Here is a 4,771-nt window from a genome sequence, read left to right as displayed (position 1 = left end):
GCCGGACCCTGCGTCGGCGCCGCTCCAGCTTCGGCCGGTTCGACGCCCGGCGCCGGGTCGGTGCCGGGGCCCTGTCGGCGGTCCTGGCCGCCTGCGCCGGAACCCGGCTGGCCGGGGACACCGATCCCTCCGGCGACATCCGGCTGGCCCGGCTGTACGTCTTCGTCAACCATGTGGAGGGGGTCGGGCCGGGCGCGTACGCCTACGATCCCGGCCGGGGCGATCTGCGCCTGGTCGCCGAGGGCCGGCAGGGGACGTTCCTCCAGCGGAACTACTTCCTGGCCAACTACAACCTGGAACAGGCCGGCGCCGTCCTGGTGCCCACGGTGCGGACCACCGCCGTTCTGGACGCCGTCGGTGACCGCGGCTACCGCCTCGCCGTCGGCACCGCGGGGGCGGTCTCCCAGTCCTTCTACCTGGCTGCCTCCGCCCTGGAGCTGGGCGCGGGTGTGGCCCTGGGTTTCGACAACGTCTCGTTCGTGGAACGGCTGGGCCTGTCGGCCGGTGACGAGGCCCCGCTGCTCATCATGGCGCTCGGTCACGAACGGCCCGGGCCCGCCGACTTCCGCCACGACATCGCCTGACGGCCGCAGAGGATCGCCATGACATCCACGCAGTCCGGCATACCGCACGCCCTTGCCGACAACCACCCTGCCGACAACCACCCTGCCGACACCCTCGCCGACACCGCTGCCGACCCCCTCGCCGGCACCGCTCCCGGCACCTCCGCCGACGCCCCCGCCGGCCCTCCCGCCGGCCCTCCCGCCCGCGCCGCGTCCACGGACCGGACCCACTGGGAGCCCGGACGGCGCTTCATGCTCCGCGCGGCCGGTCTGCCCGTCGAGACGGTGCACGGCCTGCGCTGCCCCCGCACCAGCCGCTGGGCCGACGACGTACTCGCCGAGGAGGAACGCCTGACCGCCGCCGGAGCCGCCCTCAGCGATCTGCTGCACACGCTGGTCGCGGCGACCACCGGTCCCGGGGAGGCGCCGGGTGACGCCGCCGTCCGCCGGGGACTGATCAACCTGCGCCGCCAGATCTTCAACAACCGGCTCCCGGCCGACCCGCGGGCCGCCGTCGACCTGGTGACGCGGCGGGACCCGGACACCGGCCGGCGCACCGCCGAGTGGCTGCACGACCGTGCTCGGCTCGACGCCCTGCGGGCCACCGGCGCGGAACTGTTCGCCGGCGAACTCCGGCAGAGCCGGCGGGCGTTGCGCGAGGCGCTGGCCGACGACCGGCTGCGCCTCGGGCTGCTGCTCGCCTCGCCCGCGCTCGACGGCCGGCTGGACGCCTACCTGCGCGACACCGCTCCCCGGCCGAACAACCGCCTGCGCAAGATCGAGCGTTCGGCGGTCACCTACCTGTACCGCACCGCCTGCAAGACCAGCCCCTTCAGCACCCTCACCGGTATCGGCCCCGGGACCTTCGCGGGCGACCCGGCGGACGACGGGGCCGCGCTGCGCACCGGCGAGGACTGGGTGAGCCGGGTACGGCTCAACGTGGTGGTCCTGAACCGGCTGACCGAACTGATCACGGCCGACCCCGTACGCCGCCAGGACCTCCCGGTGGTCCTCTCCCCCGGCTGGGAACGCGACGCCGGCCGCATCCGCTATGTACGCCAGGTGACGACGGCCGGTGACGACAGCGCCGCCGTCACCTTCGACGCGGTCCGCGACCGGCTCTTCTACCTGCGCAGCAGCGGCACACTGGAACGCCTCCTCGAGTGGCTCGGCGGCCGGACCGCCCCGGTGCGCCACCGGGAGCTGGTCGACTGGCTGGAGGAGGAGCACCAGGACGCCGGCCGCGAGGAGTGCGACCGGTACGCCTCCGCCCTCCTGGACCTCGGCATGGTGCAGGTGCCGCTGCTCCGCACCGACGTCCACAGCGACGACCCGCTCGCCGCCTACCAGGAGGCACTGCGCTCCCTGGGAGTGGCCTGGGCCGACCGGCTGGCCGGCCTGCTCGACGGCACGGCCGTCTGCCTCGCCCGCTGGCCCCGAGCGGGCCTCGCGGAACGGCGCACCCTGCTGGACACCCTGCGCGGCCGTCTCCTGGAGGCCCAGCGGGAGTCGGGCGCGGCCACGCCCGCCCTTCCGCAGACACTCGTGTACGAGGACGTCGACACCGGTGGCGACCTGCGCTGCGGGCCCGCGGTGCTGGGCGGGGAGACCGGCCGCGCGCTGCGGGCCGTGGAGGGCGTCCTCCCGCTGTTCGACCTGACGCTCCCCCAGCGCATCACCCTGCTCGGCTTCTTCGTCGCCCGGTACGGGCGCGGCGGGCGCTGCGACGATCTGCTCGGCCTGATCCACGACTTCCACGAGGACTTCTTCGACCAGTACGTCTCCTTCACCGCCAAGCGCCGCTCCTTCGACGAGGACGGCGCCTACGTACCGGAGGAGAACTGGCTCGGGCAGAGCGGGATGAAGACCCTGGACCGGGCCCGCCGCCGCTTCCACGACGGTATGCGTGAGCTGTGGGAGGGATACGGGAGGCGGGGCGACGAGGCAGGGGAGATCGAACTGCCGGGTCCGCTGCTGGACGAGACCGCAGCCGAACTCCAGACGGTCACCGGGGACTTCACGCCGCAGAGCCACCATGTCCAGCTGTCCCGGCCTGCCGGCGGACCTCCCCTGGCCGTCCTGAACAAGTCCTACGGCGGACTGGCGTTCCCCTTCAGCCGGTTCACCCACCTCTACGACGGCTCCGGTCCGGACGCGGCACCGGGGTTCTCCGGCGTCCTGCGCGAGGAGATCGCGGCCCGCCGGCCGGACGGCGCGGTGTTCGCCGAGATCACCGGAGGGCCGGTCACGACCAACCTCAACCTGCACGGCCGGCTCACCGGTCATCAGATCGTCTGCCCCGGTGAGACGAGTTCCGTGCCGGAGGAGGACCGGATCCACCTCGACGACCTCCATGTCGAGCACGACGAACGGGCCGGCCGCCTGGTGCTCCGCTCCGACCGGCTCGGCCGTGAGGTGGTGCCGGTCTACCTCGGCTATCTCGTGCCGCTCGCACTCCCCGAGATCCCGCGCACCCTGCTCCTGCTCTCCCCGAGCACCATGGCCCCCTTCGACCTCTGGGCGGGGGTGCCCGAGGGCGAGGCCAGGGACGGCGTCACCCGCAGGCCCAGGGTCCGGCACGGGAACCTGGTGGTCGGCCGGCGCTCCTGGACCGCCGACGCCGGGGTACTGCCGGTGCCCCGTCACGGGTCCGGGGAGGAGGAGCACTTCCTGGGCTGGCGCCGCTGGCAGCGCGCTCACGGCCTGCCGGACCGCTGCTTCGCCACCGTGGCCCACCCGGACCAGGGCCCGGTCGGTGCCAAGCCCGTGCACGTCGACTTCGACAGCCCTCTTTCGCTGGCCGCCTTCGACGCCCTGCTGGAGCGCAGGCCCGGTACCCGGGTGGCGTTCCGGGAGATGCTCCCCGCCGAGAACGGCCTCCACCTCACCTCCCGGCGGGGCCGGCACGTGGCCGAGCTCGCCGTGGAGACCTTCACCACCCGCCGTCCGCCCCACCCCGACCGGGAGGTCGCACCCTCATGCCCGAACTGACCGAACCCGCGGCCTTCCGGCCGGGCCCGGGCGACGCGGCCTCGCCCTGGCTGGCGACGCACATCTTCTACGCCGCGAACCCCCTGCCGCTGCTGGTCGACTGCGTGCGCCCGCTGGTCGCCCGGCTCACCGAAGAGGGCCTGATCTCCGGTTACTTCTTCATCAACTACTGGCTGGAGGGACCGCACGTCAGGCTCCGGCTGCGGCCGAGCGGCCCCGGCACCGAAACCGAGGTGCGCCGCCGCGCCGAGGAGGCGATCAGCGGCTTCCTTAAGACCCGCCCCGCCCTCTACCAGGTCGACTCGGGCTTCCTGAAGGACTTCTACGACTCCCTCTTCGACATCGAGTTCCCCGGCGAGGACCGGGCGGCCTACCTGGGCCCGGACGGCCGGATGAACCTCCGGCCCAACAACTCCTTCTCCCACGAGGTCTACGCGCCCGAGTACGCCAAGTACGGCGGCCCGGCCGGGGTGGAGCTCGCCGAGTGGCACTTCCGGCACTCCAGCGACCTGGTGCTGGAGGCGTACCGGAGCATGAACCTGCATCTGCGGACCGTGCTGCTCGGCACCTCGGCCCAGCTGATGATGGTCATGGCGAGCTGCTTCCTTGCGGAGGAGGAACGCCTCGCGGACTATCTCGACGCCTACTACGCGTTCTGGCACCGGCTGTTCCCCGGCACCGGCTTCATCGGCTCCGCCGAGTACGAGCGTTCCTACGCGGGGATGGCGCCCTCGCTCGGGGCCCGGTTCGCCCAGCTCCGGCAGGCCGTGGCGAGCGGTGATCTGTCGCGGCTCCCGGCGTTCCTCCGCCGCTGGGCCGAGCACTGCCTGGAGCTGCGCGAGCGGGTGGCCGTCCTCACCGGCAACGGTGAACTGGCCTTCCCCGCCTGGGACGGCCCGGCCCGCGAGGACAGCGGCCAGCAGCGCACCGACCCGGAGGACGCGGCGCCCCTGGTGACCGTCACCCACCTGCCGGCGGTGCTGCCCCGGCTGCTGTCGCCGTACATGCATATGACCAACAACCGGCTGCACGTCACCATCAGGGACGAGGCGTACCTGGCGTTCGTCCTGGGCCAGGTCCTGCGCGAACCGGCCGCCGGGCGGGCGGACGCCTCATGAGCGCCGACCGCTCCTCCGCCGCAGACCGTTCGCTCACCGCGCCGTCCGGCGCCGGTAGGCCTCCTCCAGGGAGACGTGCGTCTCGTCGTCACTGAGGTC

The 4,771-nt window shown here is 73.3% G+C and carries 3 protein-coding genes; all 3 read left to right on the top strand.

The window, feature by feature from the left end:
* On the top strand, positions 1-584 hold a 584-nt coding region (locus tag B9S61_RS05920; RefSeq protein WP_146064726.1), incomplete at its 5' end, for a nitroreductase family protein.
* A 231-nt stretch (positions 585-815) separates the two neighbouring features.
* Positions 816-3,554, top strand: coding sequence for a lantibiotic dehydratase family protein (locus B9S61_RS05915; protein WP_258039565.1), 2,739 nt, complete (start codon positions 816-818; stop codon positions 3,552-3,554).
* The gene (locus B9S61_RS05910) at positions 3,542-4,672 is read left to right on the top strand and encodes a lantibiotic dehydratase C-terminal domain-containing protein (protein ID WP_103541241.1); all 1,131 of its coding nucleotides are present in this window, start codon (positions 3,542-3,544) and stop codon (positions 4,670-4,672) included. The genes B9S61_RS05915 and B9S61_RS05910 overlap by 13 nt, the downstream gene beginning before the upstream one ends.
* Positions 4,673-4,771 lie beyond the last annotated feature (99 nt).

It is taken from the genome of Streptomyces sp. SM1 (assembly GCF_002910825.1).
GTDB lineage: Bacteria > Actinomycetota > Actinomycetes > Streptomycetales > Streptomycetaceae > Streptomyces > Streptomyces okerensis.
The sequence above is the reverse complement of the archived record's forward strand: the minus strand, read 5'-3'. Positions and strand labels throughout refer to the sequence as shown.

What these genes read in the sequence shown, in the direction of transcription:
- B9S61_RS05910 (WP_103541241.1), top strand. Translation starts at nt 3,542, where the DNA reads ATGCCCGAACTGACCGAACCCGCGGCCTTCCGGCCGGGCCCGGGCGAC.
- B9S61_RS05915 (WP_258039565.1), top strand. Translation starts at nt 816, where the DNA reads ATGCTCCGCGCGGCCGGTCTGCCCGTCGAGACGGTGCACGGCCTGCGC.